18 protein-coding genes are annotated in these 23,348 nt (G+C 67.0%); 7 read left to right on the top strand and 11 right to left on the bottom strand.

Annotated features, from left to right (window positions below):
• Positions 1-49: 49 nt before the first annotated feature.
• From NJD74_RS14495 to NJD74_RS14505, 3 genes are all read left to right on the top strand, one after another.
• Positions 50-1,579 (top strand): AarF/UbiB family protein, encoded by a 1,530-nt coding sequence (locus tag NJD74_RS14495; RefSeq protein ID WP_319624446.1) that lies wholly within the window; start codon positions 50-52, stop codon positions 1,577-1,579.
• 63 nt (positions 1,580-1,642) lie between these two features.
• Complete coding sequence (locus NJD74_RS14500; RefSeq protein ID WP_082316348.1) at positions 1,643-3,718, top strand: heavy metal translocating P-type ATPase; 2,076 nt, start codon at positions 1,643-1,645, stop codon at positions 3,716-3,718.
• A 19-nt stretch (positions 3,719-3,737) separates the two neighbouring features.
• Complete coding sequence (locus NJD74_RS14505) at positions 3,738-4,841, top strand: acetate/propionate family kinase (protein WP_036196077.1); 1,104 nt, start codon at positions 3,738-3,740, stop codon at positions 4,839-4,841.
• 36 nt (positions 4,842-4,877) lie between these two features.
• Here NJD74_RS14505 and NJD74_RS14510 read toward each other — a convergent pair whose 3' ends face one another.
• From NJD74_RS14510 to NJD74_RS14525, 4 genes are all read right to left on the bottom strand, one after another.
• Positions 4,878-6,077, bottom strand: a complete 1,200-nt coding sequence (locus tag NJD74_RS14510) for a hypothetical protein (protein ID WP_017355170.1) — start codon at positions 6,075-6,077, stop codon at positions 4,878-4,880.
• 94 nt (positions 6,078-6,171) lie between these two features.
• The gene (locus tag NJD74_RS14515) at positions 6,172-6,384 is read right to left on the bottom strand and encodes a GDCCVxC domain-containing (seleno)protein (protein WP_319624447.1); all 213 of its coding nucleotides are present in this window, start codon (positions 6,382-6,384) and stop codon (positions 6,172-6,174) included.
• On the bottom strand, positions 6,377-6,664 hold the full coding sequence (locus tag NJD74_RS14520; protein WP_319624448.1) for a heavy-metal-associated domain-containing protein: 288 nt from the start codon (positions 6,662-6,664) through the stop codon (positions 6,377-6,379). The genes NJD74_RS14515 and NJD74_RS14520 overlap by 8 nt, the downstream gene beginning before the upstream one ends.
• 8 nt (positions 6,665-6,672) lie before the next feature.
• Positions 6,673-7,029: a mercuric transporter MerT family protein gene (locus tag NJD74_RS14525; RefSeq protein ID WP_017355168.1), complete on the bottom strand. Its 357-nt coding sequence runs from the start codon at positions 7,027-7,029 to the stop codon at positions 6,673-6,675.
• A gap of 41 nt (positions 7,030-7,070) precedes the next feature.
• Here NJD74_RS14525 and NJD74_RS14530 point away from each other — a divergent pair, with 41 nt between their 5' ends.
• Positions 7,071-7,496 carry a MerR family transcriptional regulator gene (locus tag NJD74_RS14530; RefSeq protein WP_043766636.1) on the top strand — a complete coding sequence of 142 codons (426 nt, stop codon included), beginning with the start codon at positions 7,071-7,073 and terminating at the stop codon, positions 7,494-7,496.
• Here the strand turns inward: NJD74_RS14530 and NJD74_RS14535 are convergent.
• Genes NJD74_RS14535 through NJD74_RS14545 form a run of 3 tightly spaced genes read right to left on the bottom strand, consistent with a single transcriptional unit; the run spans position 7,493 to position 11,819 of the window.
• Positions 7,493-9,397 (bottom strand): efflux RND transporter permease subunit, encoded by a 1,905-nt coding sequence (locus tag NJD74_RS14535; protein WP_319624449.1) that lies wholly within the window; start codon positions 9,395-9,397, stop codon positions 7,493-7,495. The two genes, NJD74_RS14530 and NJD74_RS14535, sit on opposite strands and share 4 nt — an antisense overlap.
• Positions 9,394-10,572, bottom strand: a complete 1,179-nt coding sequence (locus NJD74_RS14540) for an efflux RND transporter periplasmic adaptor subunit (protein ID WP_319624450.1) — start codon at positions 10,570-10,572, stop codon at positions 9,394-9,396. The genes NJD74_RS14535 and NJD74_RS14540 overlap by 4 nt, the downstream gene beginning before the upstream one ends.
• Positions 10,569-11,819, bottom strand: coding sequence for a TolC family protein (locus NJD74_RS14545; protein WP_102788491.1), 1,251 nt, complete (start codon positions 11,817-11,819; stop codon positions 10,569-10,571). The genes NJD74_RS14540 and NJD74_RS14545 overlap by 4 nt, the downstream gene beginning before the upstream one ends.
• Before the next feature lie 62 nt (positions 11,820-11,881).
• On the opposite strand from NJD74_RS14545, the gene NJD74_RS14550 reads away from it, so the two are divergent.
• Together NJD74_RS14550 and NJD74_RS14555 are read left to right on the top strand one after the other, a co-directional pair.
• Positions 11,882-12,556: a response regulator gene (locus tag NJD74_RS14550; protein ID WP_070471562.1), complete on the top strand. Its 675-nt coding sequence runs from the start codon at positions 11,882-11,884 to the stop codon at positions 12,554-12,556.
• Complete coding sequence (locus NJD74_RS14555; protein WP_319624451.1) at positions 12,549-13,946, top strand: sensor histidine kinase; 1,398 nt, start codon at positions 12,549-12,551, stop codon at positions 13,944-13,946. The genes NJD74_RS14550 and NJD74_RS14555 overlap by 8 nt, the downstream gene beginning before the upstream one ends.
• A 6-nt stretch (positions 13,947-13,952) precedes the next feature.
• Here NJD74_RS14555 and NJD74_RS14560 read toward each other — a convergent pair whose 3' ends face one another.
• On the bottom strand, positions 13,953-14,615 hold the full coding sequence (locus NJD74_RS14560) for a hypothetical protein (protein WP_319624452.1): 663 nt from the start codon (positions 14,613-14,615) through the stop codon (positions 13,953-13,955).
• 164 nt (positions 14,616-14,779) lie between these two features.
• Positions 14,780-17,773 (bottom strand): TonB-dependent receptor, encoded by a 2,994-nt coding sequence (locus NJD74_RS14565; protein ID WP_319624453.1) that lies wholly within the window; start codon positions 17,771-17,773, stop codon positions 14,780-14,782.
• A gap of 343 nt (positions 17,774-18,116) precedes the next feature.
• Between NJD74_RS14565 and NJD74_RS14570 the strand changes: the two genes are divergently transcribed.
• Positions 18,117-19,670 (top strand): thioredoxin family protein, encoded by a 1,554-nt coding sequence (locus NJD74_RS14570; protein ID WP_319624454.1) that lies wholly within the window; start codon positions 18,117-18,119, stop codon positions 19,668-19,670.
• A gap of 70 nt (positions 19,671-19,740) precedes the next feature.
• Here NJD74_RS14570 and NJD74_RS14575 read toward each other — a convergent pair whose 3' ends face one another.
• A complete protein-coding gene (locus tag NJD74_RS14575; protein ID WP_319624455.1) occupies positions 19,741-20,667 on the bottom strand; it encodes a M14 family metallocarboxypeptidase in 927 nt (308 codons plus the stop codon).
• Between the two features lie 165 nt (positions 20,668-20,832).
• Positions 20,833-22,881 (bottom strand): elongation factor G, encoded by a 2,049-nt coding sequence (fusA, locus tag NJD74_RS14580; RefSeq protein ID WP_319624456.1) that lies wholly within the window; start codon positions 22,879-22,881, stop codon positions 20,833-20,835.
• Positions 22,882-23,348 lie beyond the last annotated feature (467 nt).

Consider the following 23,348-nt stretch of genomic DNA (forward strand, 5'->3'; position numbering starts at 1 on the left):
GCGGCGCGGAGGTCAGATTGCCTGGGCCGGACTGAAGCTCGGAGTCGCCGTGCTGCGCCTGCGCCGGCGCGCACCCGACCTGCTCCCCGCATACGTCAGCACCACCCTGGTGGGGTTGGGCACCACCTTCGTCAAGCTGGGCCAAGGCTTGAGTCTGCGCTGGGACCTGCTGCCGGCACCCTACCGCGAGGCGTTGTCGCGATTGCACAGCGATGTGCCCCCCTTCCCGGCGGAGGAGGCCATGCGTATCGTCGAACAGGCGTTTGGCGCGCCGGTCGGCGAACTTTTCGCCAGCTTCGATGACAAGCCCCTGGCCGCGGCTTCAGTGGCCCAGATCCATCCAGCGCGCATGCATGATGGTCGCGATGTGGTCGTCAAGATCACCCGCCCCGGGATCCATGCCCAGGTGCAGGCGGATCTGCTGCTCCTGCGGCGCACGATGCGCGTCGCCCAGTGGATCTGGCCGCCACTGAAACGCCACCGGCCGCTCGAACTGGTGGACGAACTAGGCGCATTCCTGCGTGACGAGATCGACATGCGTCACGAGGCGCAGAACATGCGGCGCATGGCCAAGGTGCTGGATGCCCTGCCCGGCATCACCCAGCCGCACGTCGTCGAGCCGTATGCCACCCGCAACGTGCTTGTGCAGGATCGAAGCCACGGGACCCGTCTGGAGGCCGCGTACGGCACAGCGGCCGCTCCCGCACTGGCAAGGGCGCTGCTCGGTGCCTACGTGCATCAGCTCTTCGGCGCCGGCGTCTTCCATGCCGACCCGCACCCGGGGAATCTGTTCTTCTTTGACGACGGTCGCCTGTGCCTGCATGACTTTGGCTCGATCGGCGTGCTCGACCCTGCATCCCGGCTCGCGCTCGGCGGCATGGTCGAGACCATTGCGGCCGACGACGCCGAGGGCGTGCTGGATGCAGCGATCGCCATGGGCTTCTTCCCGCCGCAGGTCGACCGCCGCTCGCATGTGCGCGAGATCCACCTGATCCTGGCCGAGATGGCCAGCCGTCCGCTGGCGCAGTGGTCCATTGCCGAGGCAATCTGGCGCGTGGCACGCATTGGGCAGGGCGCTGGCTTCCGGCTTCCGGCCCACCTGCTGTCCCTGATCCGGACGCTGTTCCTGGTCGAGAACACGCTGCGGGCGCTGGATCCGGATCTGGACCTGCTGGGGACGCTGTCCGCGCAGGCGGCCGCGATCGCCGACATTGCCGAAGCCAGCCGCCCCAGCGGCAACAGGCCGCTTGCCATGCGGCTGGCCCGCACTGCGCGCCAACTGCCACAGATCGCCACCGACCTGTTGCGGCAGGCGCAACTGAGCGACGGACGACCCGCCTTCTCCGTACACCACCATGGCCTGAGTTCCACGCAGGAGGCAATCGCGCGCACGGGCAACCGGCTGGCGTTGGCCCTGGTCACCTTGGGCCTGTACGTAAGCGGTGCGCTGTTGAGCCTGCATTCCGACGGCCCGCAAGTGTTCGGTCACATGCCTTTCCTGGCTATGGTGGCTTTCGCTGCTGCGGGATTGCTCTCACTGCGGCTGGTGATGGCCATCGCCAGATCGGGACACTTGTAACAGAACACTGATCTATCTCCCCGCTGGTGCCCGGCGCATCAGTGCATCCAGGAAGGCAGACCCATGACGCAACACAATCATCATCATCAAGATCATCAGGCGCACGGCGAGCAACCGCCGCATCCCCGCACGGGTGCTGAAGGTGACGTCCATGCCGGGCACGACAAGCATGCCGGCCACAGCGTGGCGAGCTTCCGCGACAAGTTCTGGCTCACGCTGCTGCTGACCATCCCCACTCTGATCTGGAGCGGGATGATCCAGCATTGGTTCGACTACACCGCACCACAGTTCCCGGGGTCGGCGTACATCCCGGCGGTGTTCGGCACGATCGTGTACTTCTACGGCGGCTCGCCGTTCCTCCGCGGCGGATACCACGAGCTGAGAAATCGCCTGCCGGGCATGATGACGCTGATCTCGCTTGCGATCACCGTCGCCTTCCTTTACAGCGCGTTGGTCACGCTCGGCGTTGTCGAGGGCTTGGACCTGTGGTGGGAGCTGGCGACGCTGGTGGCGATCATGTTGCTCGGCCACTGGATCGAGATGCGTTCGATCAACCAGGCACAGGGCGCTCTCAAGGAACTCGCGAAGCTGCTGCCTGATATGGCGGTGCGGTTGGATGAGGCCGGTACCGCGAAGGAAGTCCCTGTCGCGGAACTGAAGCGCGGCGACCTGCTGCTCATCAGGCCCGGCGCGAGCATTCCCGCCGACGGCGTCGTGAAGGAAGGGACCAGCGCCGTCAACGAAGCGATGATCACCGGCGAGTCCAAGCCGATGGACAAGTCGACGGGCGACCGGGTGATCGCCGGCACCGTCAACGGACAGGGCTCGTTGCGTGTCGAGGTGACGGGAACCGGCGACGAGACCGCGCTCGCGGGTATCATGCGGCTCGTCGAGCAGGCCCAGACGTCGCGCTCGCGCGCCCAGGCCCTGGCGGACCGGGCGGCGTTCTACCTCACGATCATCGCCATCGTCTCCGCCGCGGTTACCGCCATTGTCTGGCCACTCCTCGGTCGACCGTGGAGCTTCACGATCGAGCGCGTAGTGACCGTGCTCGTGATCGCCTGTCCCCATGCGCTGGGTTTGGCCATCCCGCTGGTGACCGCCATCTCGACCACGATTGGCGCACGGAACGGCCTGCTCGTGCGCGATCGACGCGGCCTGGAAGAGGCCCGTTTGCTGAACACGGTCGTGTTCGACAAGACAGGCACGCTCACGCTCGGTTCGCACCGCGTCGTGAAGACCACTGCCGCCGATGGACTCACCGACGACGAGGTGCTTCGCGTGGCCGCGTCGGTCCAGCGCGACGCTGAACATCCGATCGCGCAGGCGCTGATGACCAGCGCCAAGGAACATGGCATCGACGTTCCGATGTCGCAGGACTTCGAGTCCATGCCGGGACGCGGCGTGCGCGCAGTCGTCGAGGAGCGCTCGCTTCACGTTGGCGGGCCGGGTCTGTTGAGAATGCTCGCGGTCGAACCGCCGGAGACGCTTCGGCGGGCTGCCGAATCAGCGGCAGCCGATGGTCAATCTGCAACCTACCTGGTGGAAGGCGACCGGGTGCTCGCCGTATTTGCGATCGCGGATGCCATCCGTCCCGAATCGTTCGACGCGGTCAAGCGGCTGCACGACGAAGGACTGGAGGTTGTCCTGCTGACGGGTGATTCCACGGCGGTCGCAAACGCGGTCGCGAAGGAACTCAACATCGACACCGTCTTCGCCGAGGTATTGCCCGAGGACAAGGTGGCAAAGATCGAGGAGCTGCAGGCCCAGGGCAAGCGCGTCGCGATGGTGGGTGACGGTGTCAATGACGCTCCGGCGCTGCTCACGTCCGACGTCGGCATCGCCATCGGCACAGGGACGGACGTCGCGGTCGAGGCCGGCGACGTCGTACTCGTGCGCAGCGACCCGCGCGACGTGCCAGCGATCATCGAATTGAGCAAGGCCACCTATCGCAAGATGATCCAGAACCTGTGGTGGGCCGCCGGCTACAACATCGTCGCCATCCCTCTCGCCGCTGGCGTTCTCGCCGCATGGGGGATCCTGCTGCAACCTGCGCTTGGGGCAGTGCTCATGTCGCTGAGCACCGTCGTTGTGGCAATCAATGCGCAGTTGTTGCGCCGGGCGGTGCGGTCCCCATGAACATGATTCGGGGACACCTGTGACCACGCGCCGGCTTCTTGCACTCAACGTTGGCTCGTCCACCCTCAAGGGCGCGTCCTATCTGTTCAACACTGAGGGACACGGCGCGCAGTCTCGTCTGCTCGAGCGCTCCCGGGCCGAAATTCCAGTCGGCGTGGATGCGCAGGAGCGCCTTGCCACCCTGCTCGAGGCATTGTCGGAGCCGTGGCCCAGCCCCGACGTGGTGGTGCACCGAATCGTACATGGCGGTGACCTGCACGACGCCCGCGAGCTCGACGAAACCGTGCTCGCGAAACTGGATGCATTGGTGCCGTTCGCACCCTTGCACCAGCCGGTAGCCCTCGCTTTCGCGCGTGCCGCGCGCATGCGTTGGCCGCACGCGCGCCAAGGCGTGGCCTTCGACACCGACTTCCACGCGTCGCTCGCGCCCTGGAGCCGGCGCTTGCCTGTCCCTGAAGCATGGGATGCGCTGGGCATCCGCCGCTACGGTTTCCATGGACTCGCCTTTGCCTCCGCGCTCCGCATAGTGGCCAGCCACGACGCTGGAATCCTGAAGGGCCGCGCTGTCTTCGCGCATCTGGGGGGTGGCTGCAGCGTCTGCGCCGTCGAGGGCGGCCGCAGCCGCGACACCACCATGGCGCTCACTCCGCTGGGTGGAATCCCGAGCCCTACCCGCTCCGGAGATCTCGATCCCGGCGCGTTGCTGTATCTGCTGAGGCATGAACGCCTGGATGCGCAGGCGCTTGAAAACGGCCTGTACCGCAGTGCAGGCCTTGCCGGAATCGCCGGCCATGGCGACATGCGCGTGTTGCTGACGGATCCCGGCCCGCAGGCCCAGCTTGCCGTGGAGCTCTTTGCAGTCCGGATTGCGCAGTCCATCGCGGCCATGGCCACGGCAATTGGCGGTCTCGACCATGTCGTCTTTTCCGGCGGCATCGGCCATCGCGCGCCGGTTTTGCGGGCTCGCATCGTCGCGCGACTGGCCTGGCTCGGCCTGGCGCTGGCACCTGACGTCAACGATGCTGGAGCCACGCGGATCGACCGCGGGGGCGGGCCGAGCATATGGAACGTCGCGATCGATGAGGAGCGCGAACTGGCTGAATCGGCACTCGCCTGGCTGTAGCCACGACACGCCCCAAGGGTCGGCTCCGGTGGGGAATCACTCCTCGATCCGTGACGACGTGAGCACCGCTGCGAATCCACCACCGGGGGTGCGCATGTTCGTGGTCTGGCCCTGGTACAGCCTGGCCGCGAACAACAGGACACCCGCCTCGGACGCGAAGCAGCGCACATCCGCCTTGAGGGACTGGCCCCCATGCACGATCCGCATGCTCGGTGGCGCGAAGGCCTGTGCGATGTAGGTCGCCGACGCCATAGACGCCCAAGTCCGCCGGGTCAACTTGTCGCCCCGATAACTCCCACGGCTGCCAAACCCTGCTGCAGGCTTGAAGAAATATCCGTTGCGCACTGCCCACAACGCATCCCGGTTCGCGGGCACGAGTTCGACCGTGGGCGGGATCACCTGGCCCAGCAGTGCCGTCGAACCCGCATCGACCCCGAACCCGCCGAGCAGAGCCGGGTCCCCGAGCACCGCAAGGTTGCGCTTGTCGGCAAACAGCGCGTGTGCTCGGGGATGCGGCATCAGCGCGACGTCCCCTGCCAGGTAAGCCTCACGAATGTCTGCATGCGAGGCATCCTCGAGCGCGAAATCGGTCAACCGGTTGTAGACAGTGTCGATTCGACCGTGGGCATCCTCAAGCCCGTCCGAACCAAACGACAAATCCTCGGGAGCGCTGATCACGCAGTCCACGCCATGGTCCCGAAACGCGTTCGCGTACAGCACAAACTCGGGGTAAAGGAACTGCGCTCGCGGAGTGCTGTCCACGATGGCCAGGCGCGACGGCGTGCGCCCGGATTGCTGCCGAGCATCCTCCATCCAGGCCGTGACGGCCGCATCACGCGCTTGGGCCGCGTTGGTCCAGGTGGCCCATGCTGGCGGCGCGCAAGACCGCACGGCATCGAGCAACAAGGCATTGAGGAGCAGACCGCCTGGATTGGTGTTGACCTCGATCAGCCGCGGGCCATCGACCGTCAGGTGAAAGTCCAGACCCAGGACGCCCCCCGCCGAACCCGGATCATGGGTTGCAATGTCAGGGGCCCATTGCAGGACCCGTTGGCTATATCCCGGGTTTCCTGCGACGTCGAAGACCGCCGCCGCGACTCGTCCCATGGCCTCCAACGCGGGCCGATCAACGAACAAGGCATAGGGTGAAAATAAGTGCGCGTGTACGGCGGGATCAGTCGTGAACTCCGGAAAGGCACCCCGGATCGACTCGTGCAGACGGAGGATGTCGACCACTTCGCATGCACACCGCTGGTTGAGCGGCGCGCTTTCCAGGGTGGCACAGTCGATCTCGCAGCCTGTCTGTCCAACTATTATCGGAGTCCGAGGTTCAACCACAACAGGGATTGTTCTGTTGGATCGGTGGACATGGCACTGTTCCGAACGAGCAGAACACACAGCAGTCGCCTTGATGCGGACGCAAAACCGCTCCACAGCCCGTGCACTCATAGAAGAATTGACACGCTGTGATGGGCATTGTATCGGTCGCCCGATGGCCGCACTCCGGGCAGGTCAAGACGCTTTCCAGCTTGACGTCACTCACCGCGAGTCCGCACCTTGGCCGGGAAGCCTGCTTCCGTGACTGCACGCGCGATTCCGGCTGCATCCGTCTGGCTCGATTCGAACGTCACCGTGACTGTTTCAGCCCGGGTGTCCACCTTCACATCGGCCACGCCCGGCATCTTCTCCAGCGCCTTCCTGATGGTGATGCCGCAGGCGGGACAGGTCATGTTCTCAGCATCGAGCATCACTACGGTTGCGGGCGTCGCAAGAGCGGCACCGACCGACAGAGCAGCCACCAGGGCCAGTATCCACTTGTGCATCGCGCCTCCTACAGAATCCAGACGATGTAATAGGGAAACAGCAGCAACAGGACGATGAGGGCTGTCGCCAACCAGAGCCAACGTCGCCTGCGTCGCAGAGCGTCCGGGGCGATGCAACTGCCATCCACACCGCACCGTGCCGCCGGTCGATACAGCATCCAAAACGCCACGGCCAAGGACAGTACGGCGGCGGCGCTGAACCAGGGCCTCAAGGGATCGAGAGCTGTCAGGGTGCCGATCCAGGCGCCACTGATGCCCAGCAGGACCAGCACCAGCGGCACGACGCAGCAGACCGATGCGCCAATGGCGGCGATGCTCGCGCCAACGATGGCTGGAACAGACGATTTGGCCGGGGTTGTTTGCATCAGAGCATATTAGCCTCTGTACCTAGGTACGGAGTCAAGCCGTGCGTCCGAACACGTTTACGATCAGCCGGCTGGCGGCGGCGGCCGATGTGCACGTCGAAACCGTGCGCTACTACCAGCGACGTAGGCTGCTGCGTCAACCCGAGCGACCCATAGGAGGCGTGCGTCGTTACGACGAAAACGATGTCAATCGGCTTCAGTTCATCCGGCGCGCTCAGATGATGGGATTCAGCCTCGACGAGATCGCTGGCCTGCTAGAGATCACAGGCGAACGTTCTTGCGAGCAGACCCGTCAGCTGACCGAGCGAAAGCTCGTCGATGTCCGTCTACGAATCCGCGAGCTGCGACAGCTGGAGAGGGATCTCGAACAGAAAATAGCGCGGTGCGCCCAAGTGCCGGCGGGAGAGTGCTGCCCAACCCTCGATTTTCTGGAGCGGCCAAGAAAGCCAGCTGCGACAGGCAGTTAGCTCACTTTCGGCCCGTTTTTACACGAATCCCTGCCGACCCTCGGCTTGAGCGCCACCAGCGCTTCGATCTGGTTGGCGCCCTTGGCATCGGAGCCATCCTCGGGGCGACCGAGCTTGGCCACCACCGTCGAAACCTCGGGCAACGTCCGCACCAGGTCACGGATGCGCCGGGACTGGGCCTGCGCCTCGGCCAGGCTGGTGCTGGGGTCGAGTGTGGCGGTCAGCCAGATCGAGCCTTCGTCCAGTTCGGGCAGGAATTCCGAGCCCAACCGCGTGCCCAATGCCAGCGTCACCACCAGCATGACCACTGCCGCAAGCACCACCGCACGGGGCCGCGCCATCGCCCCCTCCAGCCACGGGCGGTACCAGCCGACCAGCCGGTTCATCACCGGGTTCTCGCCCTTCAGCCGCTCGCGCCGCAGCCACCAGAAGCACAGCAGCGGCACCACGGTCAGGGCAAGGATCAGTGCGCCGATCAGCGCCGACGTCACCGAATAGGCCATGGGGGCGAACATCCGGCCTTCCTGCCGCTGCAGGGTGAAGATCGGGATGTGCGCGGCGATGATGATGAGCATCGAGAAGAAGGTCGGCCGCCCGACCTCCGACGCCGCGGACAGCACGGTGGCCATGCGCTCGCGCCGGGTGCTGCCGGCCGGCATTTTCGACATGCGTGAGACGATGTGCTCGGTCACGATCACCGCCCCATCGATGATGATGCCGAAGTCCATCGCGCCCAACGAGAGCAGGTTGGCCGGCACGCCCCACAAGTGCAGGCCGAGGAAGGTGGACAGCAGCGCCAACGGCATCATCGCCGCCACGATCAGCGCCGCGCGGGCGTTGTAGAGGAACAGCCACAGCACCAGGAACACCAGTACCGCGCCCTCCACCAGGTTGCGGAACACCGTTTTCAGCGTGGTGGACACCAACCACGAGCGATCGTAGAACGGCTCCAGCGTGACGCCCTCGGGCAGGTGGTTGGCCTCGATCTCGGCCACGCGCGCGTGCAGCGCATCCAGCACCAGCGACGGATTCTCCCCCTTGCGCATCAGCACCATGCCGAACACGGCGTCGTCGTTGTCATCCTGGCCAACCAGGCCCTGTCGCGGCAGGCCGGTATCGACGATGCGGGCCAGGTCGCGCACCAGCACGGGGGTGCCTTGCCGCTCTCCCACGACAACGGTGCCGATGTCGGCCGGCGAACGCATCAGCCCAACCCCGCGGATCAGATACTGCTGCTGCCCACGCTCCACATAGCCGCCGCCGGCGTTCGCACTGCCCCGCTCCAGCGCCTCGGCAAATTCCTCCAGGCTGATCCCGCGATCACGCAGCCTGCCCAGGTCCGGTTCGACCTGGAACGTCCTGGCGAACCCCCCGAAGCTGACCACGTCGGCCACGCCCGGCACCGTGCGTAGACGCCGCTCCATCACCCATTCCTGCACGGTGCGCAGTTCGGTGGAACTCATGTGCGGCGCGTGCAGCACGTAGCGGTAGATCTCGCCTACCGCCGAGCTCATCGCCTCCATCTCCGGCTGCACGCCCTCGGGCAGATCCACGCCCTGCAGTCGCTCCATCACCTGGGCACGCGCGAAGTAGTCATCCGCGCCATCGTCGAAGGTCAGGATGATCATCGACAACCCGAACTGGGTATGCGAGAACACGCGCACCGAGTGCGGAATGCCCGACAGCGCCACTTCCAGCGGCATGGTGACCTCACGCTCGACCTCTTCGGCCGCGCGCCCCGGATGCAGGGTCACCACGGTGACCTGGGTATCGGAGACGTCCGGGAAGGCTTCCACGGGCAGCTCGCGGAATGCCGCGAACGAGGCGCCGATGAAGATCAGCAGCGCCAGCATGACCATCAGCGGCTGGCGCAGGCAGTACGCAATCAGACGATCGATCATGGGGCGCCCCTGCCTGCCGCGGCAGTGGCGGCAGATCGGTCAGCAGTGCCAACGTTCTGGTCGAGCACCTGCTGCAGCAGCAGACCGCCGTCCACTACCACGCGGGCCCCCGCGGGCAGGCCCTGCCCTACCCACAGGCGGCCCTGGCCTAGCTCCTCGGCCTGCACGGTGCGTCGTGCGAACTGCCCGTTGCCCTCGTCCACGAACACCACCTGTTCGCGCCCGAGCAGCAGCACCGCACCTTCCGGCACCGATACTCCACCGTCCATCGGCACGGTGATCTCGGCACGCACGTACTGCCCGGCCTTGAAGCGACGCTCGCGGTTGTCCAGTTCGGCACGCGCCTGCAACACGTGGCGCTCGGTGTCGATGTAATCATCGACGTGGCCCAGCACCCCCTGTGTGGGCTCACCAGTGCCAGGCGCCACACGCACCTTCAGACCCGGCGTGAGACGGCTGGCCAGCGCTTCGGGAACATCGATGATCAGCCACAGCCGGTCCGGATCGCTCACCACGGCGAGCGGCACCTCGGCATCGGCGGAGACGCTCATGCCGGGGCTCATCCGGCGCTCGACCAGGATCCCATCGATCGGCGAACGCAGCGGCATGCGCTGGTCGATGCCGCGGCGGCTGCCGAAGCCACGGGTCAGTGCCTGCAGCCGCGCGTGCTCGGCTTCGCTGGCGGCCAGCGCGGATTCGGCCTCGCCCAGTTCGCGGCCGGAGGCAACCCCGGCCTCATGCAGCTCACGTACCCGTGCCAGTTCATTGCGCGCCTGCCGCAGCTCGGCCGCGCCTCGCGCACCTTCCGCCTGCACCTGCCCGAATTCGGGGGAGGTCACCCACGCCAGGACCTGGCCTGCCTTGATCTTCTCGCCCGGCGCCGCCTCGATGCGTGCGATCTGCCCCCGCAGCGGCGAGCGCAGCATGCTTGAGCGGGTGTCATCCCAGGTGACGCGCGCCGGCAGCTGCAGCACCGACGCCGACCCGTCGGTCACGGTCTCGCTGCGCAGCACCCTCAGTTGGGGGCTGTCGGCGGCAAAGCGGATCGTTGCGCCCTCCACCGTGGGCGCCGCCGCTGCTTCGGGGCCCGCATCGCGCGCGCAGCCACCCGCCAGCACAGTGGCGACGATCAAGGAAAGCAGACGGGCCGAGCCGGCTGTGCGCGAAAACGTCATGGGGTATGTCCTTCGGAAACGGAGATGGCCGCGTTCCAGCGCGCCAGGGCGGAGGCATGCGCCAGGCGCGCATCGACCAGGTCGGATTCGAATTCGCGCCAGCTGCGCCGCGCATCCAGCAGGTCGGTCAACGTGGCGGCACCGCGGCGATAGGCCAGTTCCAGACCCTCCATGCTCTTGCGCGCCGCGGGTCCCTGAAGCTGTTCGTACGCGGTGCGGCGTTGTGCGGCCGCCGCCAGTGCGTGCCGCAGCTGGTCAAGTTCAGCGGCGGCTTCGCGGCGCAGCTCTTGCCGTTCCAGCACGGCGGCGTCGTAGTCCGCCTCCGCCCGTTGCTGTTCGCCGCGCCAGCGCGTGGCGCCGCCCAGCGGCACACTCATCGACAGTCCCCATGTCACGCCGCCGATGTCGGCCGGCTCGCGCTCGGCTTCGATCCCGAACTGCACATCGCGCCGCCGTTCGCTGCGCGCCAGGGCTCGCGCGGCATCGGCGGCGATCACCCGCGCCTCGGCCGCACGCAGGTCAACGCGCTCGTCCAGCGTGGCCATCGCAGCGGTTGCCGCCGAGGCTGGGTGTGGCCACTCGTCGTCGGCATGCAGTGCCTCATCCGCATCGCAGCCCAGCAGCAACGCAAGGACATGCCGTGCCTCGCGCAGGCCCAGTGCGGCCTCGCGGGCGGCATCGGCCACTTTCAGATCATCCACCGCAAGCCGCGCGCGCTCGATCGGCGCCATGGCGCCGGTGGCGACCTGCCGGTCGGCAGCGGCCAGGCTCTCGGCCGAGGCACGGCGATCTTCCTCGGCGATGCGGCTCAGTTCCTGTGCGGCCTTCAACCCGAAGTACGCTTCCCGCAGCGCCACCTGCTGCTGGCGGCGGCCATCGAGCAGGCTCAGCTGGGCCGCCTCGACCAGGGCATCGGCCTGGCGCATGCGCCAGCCCCGCTTGCCGCCGCGCTCCCACGTCCAGCCCAGGCCGAGCGTGGAATCCACGCGCTTGTCCTTCCAACGGCCCGGGCCGATCCCTTCCTGGCGGCTGATCTTGGAGGTGCCCACGCTCAGCTCGGGGCTGGGCCGGCGCGCGGCGCTCTGCGCATCGCCCTGCGTGCCGCGCAGTTCGATCGCAGCGGCCAGCAGGTCGGGATTGTGCTGCGCCATGACGCGCTCCGCCTCGGCCAGGGTAAGCGCGGAGACCGTGGCAGGCGCGATCAGCAATGCCGCGATCAGCGCGGCACATCGGGTGGTGGTATTCATTGCCGACACGGTAAGGTGCAGCGCTTTCGTCAAACTTTCCCGAACCTTGCGTCAACCTTGCAATGCGCATTCTGCTGATTGAAGACGACGCCGCACTGGCCGATGGCCTGGTGCGCGCCCTGACCCGCGCCGGTCACGCCTGCGACCCTCTCGCCCGCGGCCTGGCCGCGCCGTCGGCGCTGGCCAGCGTCAGCTACGACCTGGTCGTGCTGGACCTGTCACTGCCGGACATCGATGGCCTGGAGCTGCTGGCGCGGCTGCGGCAGGACGGCTTCAGCGTGCCGGTGCTGATTCTCACCGCACGCGACGGCGTGGAGGACCGCATCCGCGGCCTGGACAGCGGCGGCGATGATTATCTGGCCAAGCCATTCGCGCTGGGGGAACTTGAAGCCCGTCTCCGGGCGCTTGCGCGCCGCCAGTCCACCGCCCCCGCCCTGCGTCAGCTCGGCGCGCTGCGCTTGGACACCGGGACCCGCGAACTGCGCGTTGGCGAACAGCCGCTGGAACTCACCGCACGTGAACTCGCGCTCATGGAAGTCCTGCTGCAGCAGCCGGGCCGGATCGTGGCCAAACAGCGCCTGTTTGATGCGGTCTACAGCTGGGATCACGACGCCAGCCTGTCGGTGATCGAGGTCCACGTCAGCCGGTTGCGCCGCAAGCTGCAGGTAGCCGGCGCCAAGGTTGGCATCCGCATGCTGCGTGGCCTGGGCTACCGGCTGGAAGCCTGCGATGACTGAGGCGCCCTACAGCCTGCGTGGCGTGCTGCTGCGGCGCCTGTGGCTGCCGCTGCTGGTGCTGCTGCTGGCCAGTGCCGTGGGCTCGTTCGTATTGGCCAGGCACTACGCCGAGCAGGTTTACGACCGCTGGTTGCTGGACTCGGCCATGTCGCTGGCGCAGCTGACCGACGTCCGCGGCGACACCGTCCACATGGAGATCTCGCCCGCCGTCTCGCGCATGTTCACCTGGGACACCGTGGACCGGATCTACGGCGAGGTAACCCGTGCCGACGGCACGCGCCTGTATGGTGCAGCCGTCCTGCCTGGCGGCACGGCGCTGCAGGCCGAAGGCGCCGACGACAGCCCGGCCCGCACTTATTACGATGCCGTGATCGATGGGCAGGACGTGCGCGTTGTGCAGGTCGCGATGACACCCCCCGGCGCTGCCGCACCGATCCTGATCCGCGTGGCCGAGACCCGCACCAAGCGGCTGCGCCTGGAGCATCGCCTGCTGCTGGCGAGCATCCCGCTGCAGGGCACGATCCTGCTGCTGGCAGCATGGCTGGCGTGGTCGGGCACGGGCGCAGCGGCGCGGCACACCAACGGCGCCGCGCGACGGCTGGCCAGCGCGCCCCTGGATGCGTTGGCGCCACTGGATCCACGGGAGGCCGCGCCGCGCGAGCTGTGGCCGGCGGTGGATGCCTTCAACCAGCTGGTAAACCGGCTCTCGGCGATGCAGGACGCACAGCAGCGCTTCATCAGCAACGCAGCGCACCAGCTGCGCACGCCGCTGGCCGGCCTCCAGATCGAGCTGGAAAGCGCGCTGCGTGAACAGGATCGCGCAGCACAGCGCGATGCGCTGGCCGGCCTGTTGCGTGGGCTGACCCGACTGCGCCATCTCACCCATCAGTTGTTGATCCTGAGCCGCTCCGAAGACAGCGCCGGCGCGATGCTGGCGATGCGCCCGGTGGATCTGGCCGTGCTCGCCCGCGATGAACTGGAACGGCTGATGGACCGCGCCGTGGTCGCCGGTGTCGACCTTGGCTACGAGGGCCCCGATGCCGGCGTCATGGTGATGGGCGAGCCACAGCTGCTGCGCGAGACGATCAGCAACCTGGTCGACAACGCGCTGCGCTACGGCGCACTGGAAGGGATGATCACGGTCAGCGTGGAAACCACAAGGGGCCAGACGCGCCTGAGCGTCAACGACGATGGTCCGGGCATCGATCCGTCTTTGCGCAGCCAGGTCACCGAACGGTTCTGGCGGGGCGATGCCAGCGGGGATGGGTGTGGCCTGGGCCTGGCCATCGTGGCCGAGATCGCCGAACGGCATCGGGCCACGCTGGGCATCGGCTGCTCGGCGCTGGGCGGCGCCCAGGTCACGCTCGCCTTTCCGTCGCGTCCTGGGTGAACGACGTTACTGCGTCCAGTACACGGCCTTGAGCGCCTCGGCCAAGCGGGATGCCGCTTCCTGCTGGCTGAAGGGTGGCGTGCGCGGCGGGTCATACACGTCCGGGCGCGTGCCGGCGACGACCAGATCGATCGCATAGCAGGCACCGTTGTGGACTGCGCGGTAGCTCCCGGCGCTGACGTAATGGCTCATGGCGGCATCACCGGCCGTGAAGTGGGTGAACGGCACGCCCCCGATATCGACAGTGGCCGATGCCGCAGGGCCCGTTGCTTCGGCCGGTGGTTCCAGGCAGGACGTGATCTGCTTCGCTTCAGCACTGCGGCCGATCCGCAGTTCGCCGGCCGTGACCCGATCCGATCCCTCCAGCACCAGCGCCACCAGCGGCGTCCCCTTGCTGTCCGGCGGTCCAAACAGCTTCCAACTGGGCGAGGCCAGGTAGTCACGCTGGAAATCGAGCGCAACCCGCACTCCCGCCACCGGACCCACCGCAATACCCGGCTTCGCTTCCTCATACACAGGTGACGGCCGCTCGGCTGCTGCCGCGGCGGGCACTGGATCAGCGGCCTTCGCCGCGCCCGGATCAGCGCCGCTCGGCAGCGCCACGGGTGCGGCACCGTCCTCGCCCTGCGGCGAGCAGGCACACAGCAGCGCCGTCAAACCGGCTGCCATCCACCCTGCCCTGTTTCGGATCTGCGTCTGCATGAGAGGCTCCACTGGGAATGGGCCCAGACTGCCTCGGGATCCGTGAACGACGTGCCACGCCCTGGGGCGTTCGCGTTGGTGCGGCTGCCGGCGGGCAGGGGCTCCCTCCCCCACCCGCCTGGCCCTGTCCCTCAGTAGTCGTAACTCACACTGACCCGCAGCGAACGGGGCGCCTGACGCACGGTTGCCGCGCCATACAGCGGATCCGGCTGTCCCGGATCCAGCTCGGCGTACGGCGATTTCCACAGCGCCACCTGGCTGTTGAACACATTGAACACGTCCAGGTTGAAGCCCAGCCGACCATCGGCCACTGCCGGGCGGTAGGACACCCCCAGGTCAAGCTGCTTCAGCCACGGTAGGCGCCCCTGGCTCCCGGGAGGCGCCGGCTGGCCGTTGTAGAAGTGATACGCGATGCCGTAGCCGGATGGGTCTTCGAAGTCCGGCCCGTACGAGCCCAGCGCACTGAACGGCGAACCCGAGAGTACCTTCAGGTTGGCCGATACCAACCATTCCGGGGTGAGCTGGTAATAGCCGTGCAGCTTGAACTGGTGGGTATGGTCGTTGCTCTGTGGACCGTTGGTGTGCTCCATCAGCTGGGCGTAGTCCCACGCCTGCGTGGTGGACACCGCCGTCTGGCCGATCCCCGAGAGCAACTGGCCTTCAGTGGTCCCGTAACTGCGTGACCAGGTGTAGTCGCCGCGGGCATACCAGCGGCCATCGAACGGATGTTCCAGCGAGAGGTTCACCGCGTAGTAGTTGCGCTTGAACTGCGGGAAGCCCATTTCCGCGTTGCTCAGCGGAACCGTCACGTAATTGCCGCCGGTATCGACCAGGTTGAAGGTATTGGCGCGCCCCGGATTGATCAGCCAGCAGCTGACCGGGTTGCTGTCCTTGGTCACGTTGTAGCCCAGGCTGCTGGCCTTGCCGAGTACCGCATCGATATCGCAGTAGTCGTCCACGCCGCTGCGCAGCACGCGGTAGGTCGCTTTGGCCCCGTACACCCAGTCCTGGCCGAGCGCCTTGCTGAAGCCGAGGATGAACTCATCCTGGTAGGACGGCTCGATGCCGGAGGTGGCCACGGTCTTCGCATCCGGCAGCAGGCCATAGTTGTTGTTGGCCGAAACAGGATCGGAGAACCGGGTGAGGTCTGTCGGATAGCCGTTGCTGTCGATGCCGCCGTAGGTGTAGTACGTCGAGGTGGCCAGCGTCGCGCCAGCGGCGTTGAACGCCGGGTTCAGCGGCAGCGCCAGGTAATAGCGCCCCACGTTGCCGAACACCTTGAAGCGGCCGTCACCGTCGACATCCCAGCTGAAGCCCAGGCGTGGCGCCCACTGCCCGCTGGTCTGCTTGATGTACGCGTCGCCATCGCGGTTGAAATTCGTGAACTGGTCCAGCCGCAGGCCAAGATTGAGCAGCAGCCGGTCGGTGACCTGCCAGTTGTCTTCAATGTACTGCGCCCGCTGCGACGCCCGTACCGAAGCCAGCGCGCTGTAGACATACTGGCGTACGTAATAGCCGTCCTCGCCATTGCGGATGCCACCGGTCGCCGGCACGCCCAGGCCGGTATTGATCGGCACGTTCGGGTTGGACTGCCCGTAGATCCAGTAGTAGCCATCGGCCGAGGCGACCGAACCGCGGTTCAACGCGCGGGCGTTCTGGTTGTCGATGCCGAGTGTGATGCTGTGGTCGCCCCACACGTAGTTCGCATCCAGGCGCAGGTTGTTGCTGCGGTTTCCGCGATCCGGATTGACCAGCAGCGAGGTGGTCTGCGCGTTGGTGATCGGCGTGCCACCGGTCAACGCCGGATTCTGCAGGTTGGGGCTGTTGAGGTAGGTCAGGCTGCCGTCGTAGGCCGGGTTGCCGCTGTAGTCATCCGTGCGCATTTCGCCGTATTGCGCGCTGACGGTGAGCCGGTCGGTCAGGTAGCCGGTGTACTTGGCCGTCCACAGGTCGCCACCGGTCTTGGTGGTGTCGTCCTTGCCACGTTGGGCGCCACGGGTAAGCGTGTCGTAGTCATAGGCGAAGATGTCGCCACGGTATACATTGCGGCTGGAGGCGCCGGTCAGCTCCAGCAGGTGATTGTCGGTGATGTTCCAATCCACCTTGGCGTACCAGCGGGGGCGCTCGTACTCGTAGCGGGAATAGGAATTCGTCGCCTCCACATTCTTGACATCCGTGCCTTCACGGCGCTCCAGCTCGTAGGAGCCGAAGAAGAACAGGCGGTCTTCGATCAACGGGCCGCCGGCATAGATGCTCTGCGTGCTGACCCATTCGCGGTCCTTGCTCTCCGGCGCATACAGCGCGCCATCGCCGGGATAACGCACGTCGTCCTTGTCCGCACGCGTGGATGCCGGCTCCCAGGTGGCCTGGCCGCCGAAGTGCCACTGATTCGTTCCCCGCTTGCCGACCGCATTGATCACGCCGCCATCGGAGCGGCCGTACTTGGCGCTGTAGCCACCGGTGTAGATCTCCTGCTGGTCGATGCTTCCGTACGGCAAGGTCAGCCCGCCCAGGCCGCGCAGCGGATCGGTGCTGTTGAAGCCGTTGATGTAGTAGGCGTTCTCCGCTGCGGATGAACCGCCAAAGCTGACCAGCTGGGCGCCGGTTGGGCCGGCGTAGGTGCCGTTGCCGCTGTTGCCGATCACGCCGGGTGCGAGCTGGGCGATGGCCTCGGCCGAACGGCCCAGCGGCAGCCGCTGCAGTTGCTCTGCGGTGATGACCGTACGCGAATCCACGCTGCTCACATCGATCGCGGCGGCGGCACGGTCCGCGCTGACCTGGATGCCGTCCAGGCGGGTGACATCGCCGAACGATACTTCGGTACTGGTACCAACCGTCAGTGCGACGTCCTGGCGGGTCTGCAGCACCTTGCCGTCGGCGTCGCGCGCCTCGACCGAATACCGGCCCAGCGGAAGCTGGCTGATGGTATAGCGACCGCGCGCGTCGACGGTCACTTCGCGGGTGAGGCCGGTATCGCTGCGAACGAAAATACGCTGCGCCGATGGCGGCGCCTGGCCGGCGATCGCACCGGTGGTGGACTGTGCATGCAGGGTCGGGGAGGCGGTGGCAAGCAACACCGCCAACGCCAGCAATCGCGGGCGCAGGGAAGAACGAGCTGTCGTCATCGAAGGTCGTACGGGTAGTGGGGGAAGCCATGACTGTCACCGCCTCGGGGCGGAACGGACATCGCACATTCATTAACCCCGCTCGCGCCCCAATGCAGAAATGCGCAGGCGTTATGTGGTGTTTGCCGATGGCGATATCGACAACGACGAAACCATGACACGGGTCACCGCGCAGGCAGGTTCTGCTTGGTTACGCGTACCGGGCGCAGGCGTGCGGCGCGTGACTCATCACTGCGGGGTCTGCCGTCATGAGTAATCTGCATCAGTGTCAGGCCATCCGCGGCCGCGCGGCTTCCTACAATCGAGCCTGTCTGCTGCCCTCTCCAACTGCCTGGATGTCCTGATGCGCCTTGCTCTGTCCCTTGGTCTGCTGGGCGTGGTTGCCCTGCTGCCGGCCTGCACGCCGGCCCCCTCTCCCGCCGACGCTGCGGTGCCCGCGGCTACCGCACCGGCACCTGCGGAGATCGCCTGGCGCCATGGCGACGTCGACGACGCCTTCGCCGAGGCGCGCGACAGCGGCAAGCCCGTGCTGCTGTACTGGGGCGCGGTGTGGTGCCCGCCCTGCAACCAGCTCAAGGCCACGCTGTTCAAGGATCCGGCCTTCATCGCGCTGACCCGTCAGTACGTGCCCGTCTATCTGGATGGGGACGAGGAAGGCGCACAGGCCTGGGGCGAGCGATTCGGCGTGCGCGGCTATCCGACCCTGATCGTGCTTGACCCGCAGCGCAACGAGCTCACCCGCCTGGCCGGTGGCAACGACAGTGCAGCCCTGACCCGCGCCCTCACCCTGGCTGCCAGCCGTCGCACCGCCGTGAGCGAGGTGCTGCAGCATGCCTTGACGGCACCACAGGATGTCAGCGCGGAGGACTGGCGCGTGCTCGGCGATTACGGCTGGGAAGTGGATGCCAACCGCCTGGCGGGCGAGCGCGATGCAGCGTCATTGCTGCAGCAACTGGCCACTGCTGCGCCCGAGCCGGCGCTGCAGCGGCGGTTCGAGTTGCTGGCGCTCGGTGCAGGCAAGCCGGACAACGCGCCGACCGCCGCGCAGCGCGACAGCACCCGCGCCCTGCTGGATGCCGTTCTCGCCTCCCCTGCGGAAGTGCGGGCCAATCGGGACCTGCTCGGCTATCAGGGCCCTGCCCTGGTGGCCCGCGCCAGTTCCACCCCGGACCAGGCCCAGCAACTGGGAACGCAGCTGCTGGGCGCGCTGGCTGCCGCCGATCATGCCCTCGGCGACAAAGCCGATGCGCGGCTCGGCACTGTCATCACCGAGCTTGCCCTGCAGCGCCAGCAGCATCCCGACCAGGACATTCCAGCGGCGCTGAAGGCCAAGGCGCAGCAGCGTGTCGCGGCCGCCGATGCCGCCGCGACCACACCACACGAACGCCAGGCCACGATCAGTACCGCCGTGTATGTACTCCGCCAGATCAAGAACGATGCCGCGGCCGAGAAGCTCCTGCTGGCCGAGCTGGAGCGCAGCCAGACACCCTATTACTACATGCCCGAACTGGCCGAACTGGCTGAAGAACGTGGCGACAAGGCTTCTGCCATCTCCTGGCTGCACAAGGCCTACCAGGGTGCGCAGGGACCGGCCACGCGCGTGCAGTGGGGCGTTCTCTACGTTGAGGGGCTGCTGCGCTTGAGCCCGGACGATGCGCCGGCGATCGAGACGGCCACCACCGAGGTCATCGCCGATCTGGCTGCCCAGCCAGCCGGCTACCACCTGCGCACCCGCCAGCGGTTTGAACGGTTGGGCGGTGCGTTGCAGGCGTGGAGCCGCGACCATCACGGCGCGGAAAGCCTGACCCGGCTGCAGGCACGGATGACCGAAACCTGCGCGAAGGCCGCCAGCTCGACCGACAGCAGCGCAGGCTGCGAGCGGTGGCTGAAAAGCTGACCTGGCAGGTCAGCCCGTCGTCAGGAGCAAGGCGCCGCCCGTCGTTGGGCGGCGACCTCCAACGAGAGGATCAGCGGCGCGGATGCGCCAGCGCATAGTCCAGGCCGGCGCATACCGCCGCGACCTGCGCATCGTTGCATTCCTGCGGCGACGTCCGCGGGCTGTCCGGGTAGACCTCGGTGGTGGTGGCGTACAGCGCGTCGGTGAAGCCGGCGCAGGCGCCGATCGAACGCGATTCGCCCCAGACCACGCCCGGCGACTGCAGCGGCATGCCGATCAGCTCGCCATTGGCATCGGCCGGGGCGATGTGCGTGATCTTCTCCACTGCGGCGATCAACGCCTGCTGGAACGCCGGCTGCGGATCTTCGCTGTTGCCGATCACGTAGAAGCCATCGGGAATGATGTCCGGCACCAGGGCGATGCCATCGCGGGCGCAGCGCGCCGGATCGAACTCATGCAGGTCGCTGTCGGTTGTTTCGTGCAGGTCCAGGTGCACCAGCAGGTCATCGCCACGCGCGGCCATCCAGCGCATCAGCGACGCCGCTTCTTCGATCTGGCCATCACCACGGAAGCTGCGGTTGGGATCGATCGCATCGGGATTCCAGCGCTGGATGCGCTCATAGCCCCACGGGCTGACGCAGGGCGCCACGATCAGATTGATACGGCCTGCATACGCCTCGGCGTTCTGATCGAGGAACTGCAGCGCGCCATGCACGCCGCTGGTTTCGTAGCCGTGCACGCCACCGGTCACCAGCGCGGTCGTCAGTGCCGGATCCCACTCATGGCTGACCACCGCAAACAGCGGGTAATGATCCGGCGCGTAGTCCAGCTGCCCGTACTGCACCACATCGAAACGCTCGCCCAGGCGCTCGAGCGCGGCCACGACATCGTCGTGGTAGCTGCGCTGGCGCTGCTGGCCTGCGCGCCACCGGGCGCGTTCGGCGTCACCCCAGGGCTGGCCCGGCGTGCCGATGGGATAGAAATGCGTATTGCTCATGGTGGTACTCCAAGGATGTCATCCGGTCGCCGGACAGCTCACGCCGTCAGCGACACTGCACTGGATATTCTATCTGTGGCCGTGTGCATCCGGCTGTGCGGACTCCCAACGCTGACAGGTAAAGGGAGCCGGTTGCCCGGCTCCTTTTCCGTTCCGCTTTGGCCGTCAGGCCGTCTGCGCCGCTTCATACCCGTTCAAGCGCATGTCGCTGGACGCGCGCCCCTGGGTCAGCGAGCGAAGCGACGTGGTATAGCCACCAAGCCGCGCCAGCGGGGCATAACCCAGCACCTCGGCCTGCCCGTCCTGGTCCTCGATCGAGGCCACCCGCCCACTGCGGCGGTTGAGGTCGCCGACCACATCGCCGACGTTCCCCGACGGTGCGTGGATGGCGATCTCCATCACCGGTTCCAGCAGCTGCGTGCCCGCTTGGGCCAGCGCCGCTTTCACCGCTTCACTGCCGGCGCGATGGAAGGCCATGTCCGAGGAGTCCTTGACGTGAGTCTGTCCGTCCACCAGCGTCACCTCGACACCGACCACCGGATGCCCCAGCGGACCTTCGCCCAGTGCGGCACGCACGCCCTTCTCCACCGCATTGACGAACCCACGCGGAATCGCGCCGCCCACGGTGCGATCGACGAAGGTCACCTCGCCATCCTCGCGCGGGGCGATGTCGATCAGTACCTGGGCGAACTGGCCCTGGCCACCGGTCTGCTTGGCGACCTTGCCTTCCACCCGCTGCACGGCGCGCTTCGGCGTTTCCTGGTAGGCCACGCGCGGCTCGCCGGTGCGGATGTTGACGCCCCACTCCGTGCGCAGGCGCTCGACCATGACCTCCAGATGCAGCTCGCCCATGCCCCAGATCAGGGTTTCACCGCTGTCCGTATCGGTCTCGACACGGAACGACGGATCCTCCTGCGCCAGGCTGGCCAGGCCTTGGCTGATGCGGATCAGGTCGGACGCCTTTTCCGCGGTCAACCGCCACGCCAGCACGGCCTGCTGCGCCTGGATCGTATCGAGCAGCAGCGGGCGCGAGGGCGCACTCAGCGTTTCACCGCTGACCGCATCCTTCCAGCCCAGCACCGCCACGATGTCACCGGCCACGGCCTGCTTGATGTCGTGGGTCTGGTCGGCCTGCACCCGCACCAGGCGGCTGACGCGTCGCCCGTGTGCGTGCTGCGAGCTGGCCAGTGCGTCGCCCACCTTCAGCGTGCCCGAGTACACCCGCACGAAGCTCAGCGCACCGTGGTTCTGGTGCGTGATCTTGAACAGCAGCGCCGCCAGCGGGCCATCCGGGTCGGGCGGCAGCCGCACGTCGGTGCCGTTCTCCGTGGCGACCACCGCTGGCCGATCCACTGGCGAAGGCAGGTAGTCGACCACCGCGTCCAGCAGCGTCTCCACGCCCTTGCTCTTGAACGCCGAGCCCGCCAGTACCGGCACGCCCGCACCCGCCAACGCGCCGCGACGGATCGCCGCGCGCAGTTGTGCGTTGTCGATCGCCTCGCCTTCCAGCCAGGCCTGTGCCAGCACGTCATCGGCATCGGCCACGGCTTCGATCAGGGCCTCGCGCTGCGGCAGCCACTGCGCAGCCTCATCGGCCGTCCAGGCGTGACGCAAGGCGCCGCCCTTGTCGTCCCACTGCACGGTGCTGCGGTCAACCAGGTCCACCCAGCCGCTGAACTGGCTTTCGGTGCCGACCGGTACGCCCAGCGCCCACGGGGTGGCGCGCAGCTTCTCGCGCAGCTGCGTGAGCACGCGCTCGAAGGAGGCACCGGTGCGGTCCATCTTGTTGACGAAGGCGACCAGCGGCACCCCGTGGCGACGCGCCTGGCGCCAGACCGATTCGGACTGGGGCTGCACGCCGTCCACGGCGGAGAACACCGCCACCGCGCCGTCGAGCACGCGCAGGGAACGTTCCACTTCGATCGCGAAATCGATATGGCCCGGGGTGTCGATCAGGGTCAGGTGATGGATCGGCTCATCGCGTGGCGCCCAATGCGCCTGCACGGCGGCCGCGCCGATGGTGATGCCGCGCTCGCGCTCGATCGCCGAAAAATCGGTGGTCGCCGCGCCGTCGTGGACTTCGCCGACGCGATGGATCTCGCCGGTTTTCCACAGCAGGCGTTCGGTAAGCGTGGTCTTGCCGGCGTCGATGTGGGCAATGATGCCGAGGTTGCGCCGGAGGGAAAGGGTCTGGTGCGGGGTATGGGTGTTCATGGAATGGGTCTCGCTGCCAACATCGAGGAGCCGCACGCCGCCGTTGGCTAACGGGCGTGCGGCCAGGTTTGGGGCTCGGCGATCTGGTGCATGGCACGTTCTCCTTCAAACAGTTCTGGTACGTGGAAACGAAAAGAGCGCCCGGTGGGCGCTCTGCTCGGGGTCCAGGGTGACCGGTGTTCCGGTCAGCAGCCTCGCACTCCGATTGGCAGACGCGCCCGTGCCGCGTAAACGCGGGTCAGGGTAAAAAACGTCAGAAGCGGCATCGAAGTCATGGGGTCACCTGGGGTGTAGCCGGCATTGTAGACCTCTGACGGGCAGCCACAAGCCCTCATTGGATGCATCGGCGCAACAATGAAGACCACTTGGTCCGCGCACCTGCCATGGATGGGACGACAATGGTCGCTGCCCGTTCGAACATGCGAATGTGTCGCAATTGCGTATACCGTGCAAATCCTTAAAATGGC

The sequence above is a fragment of the Stenotrophomonas sp. RG-453 genome (assembly GCF_033843685.1).
Lineage (GTDB): Bacteria > Pseudomonadota > Gammaproteobacteria > Xanthomonadales > Xanthomonadaceae > Stenotrophomonas > Stenotrophomonas bentonitica_A.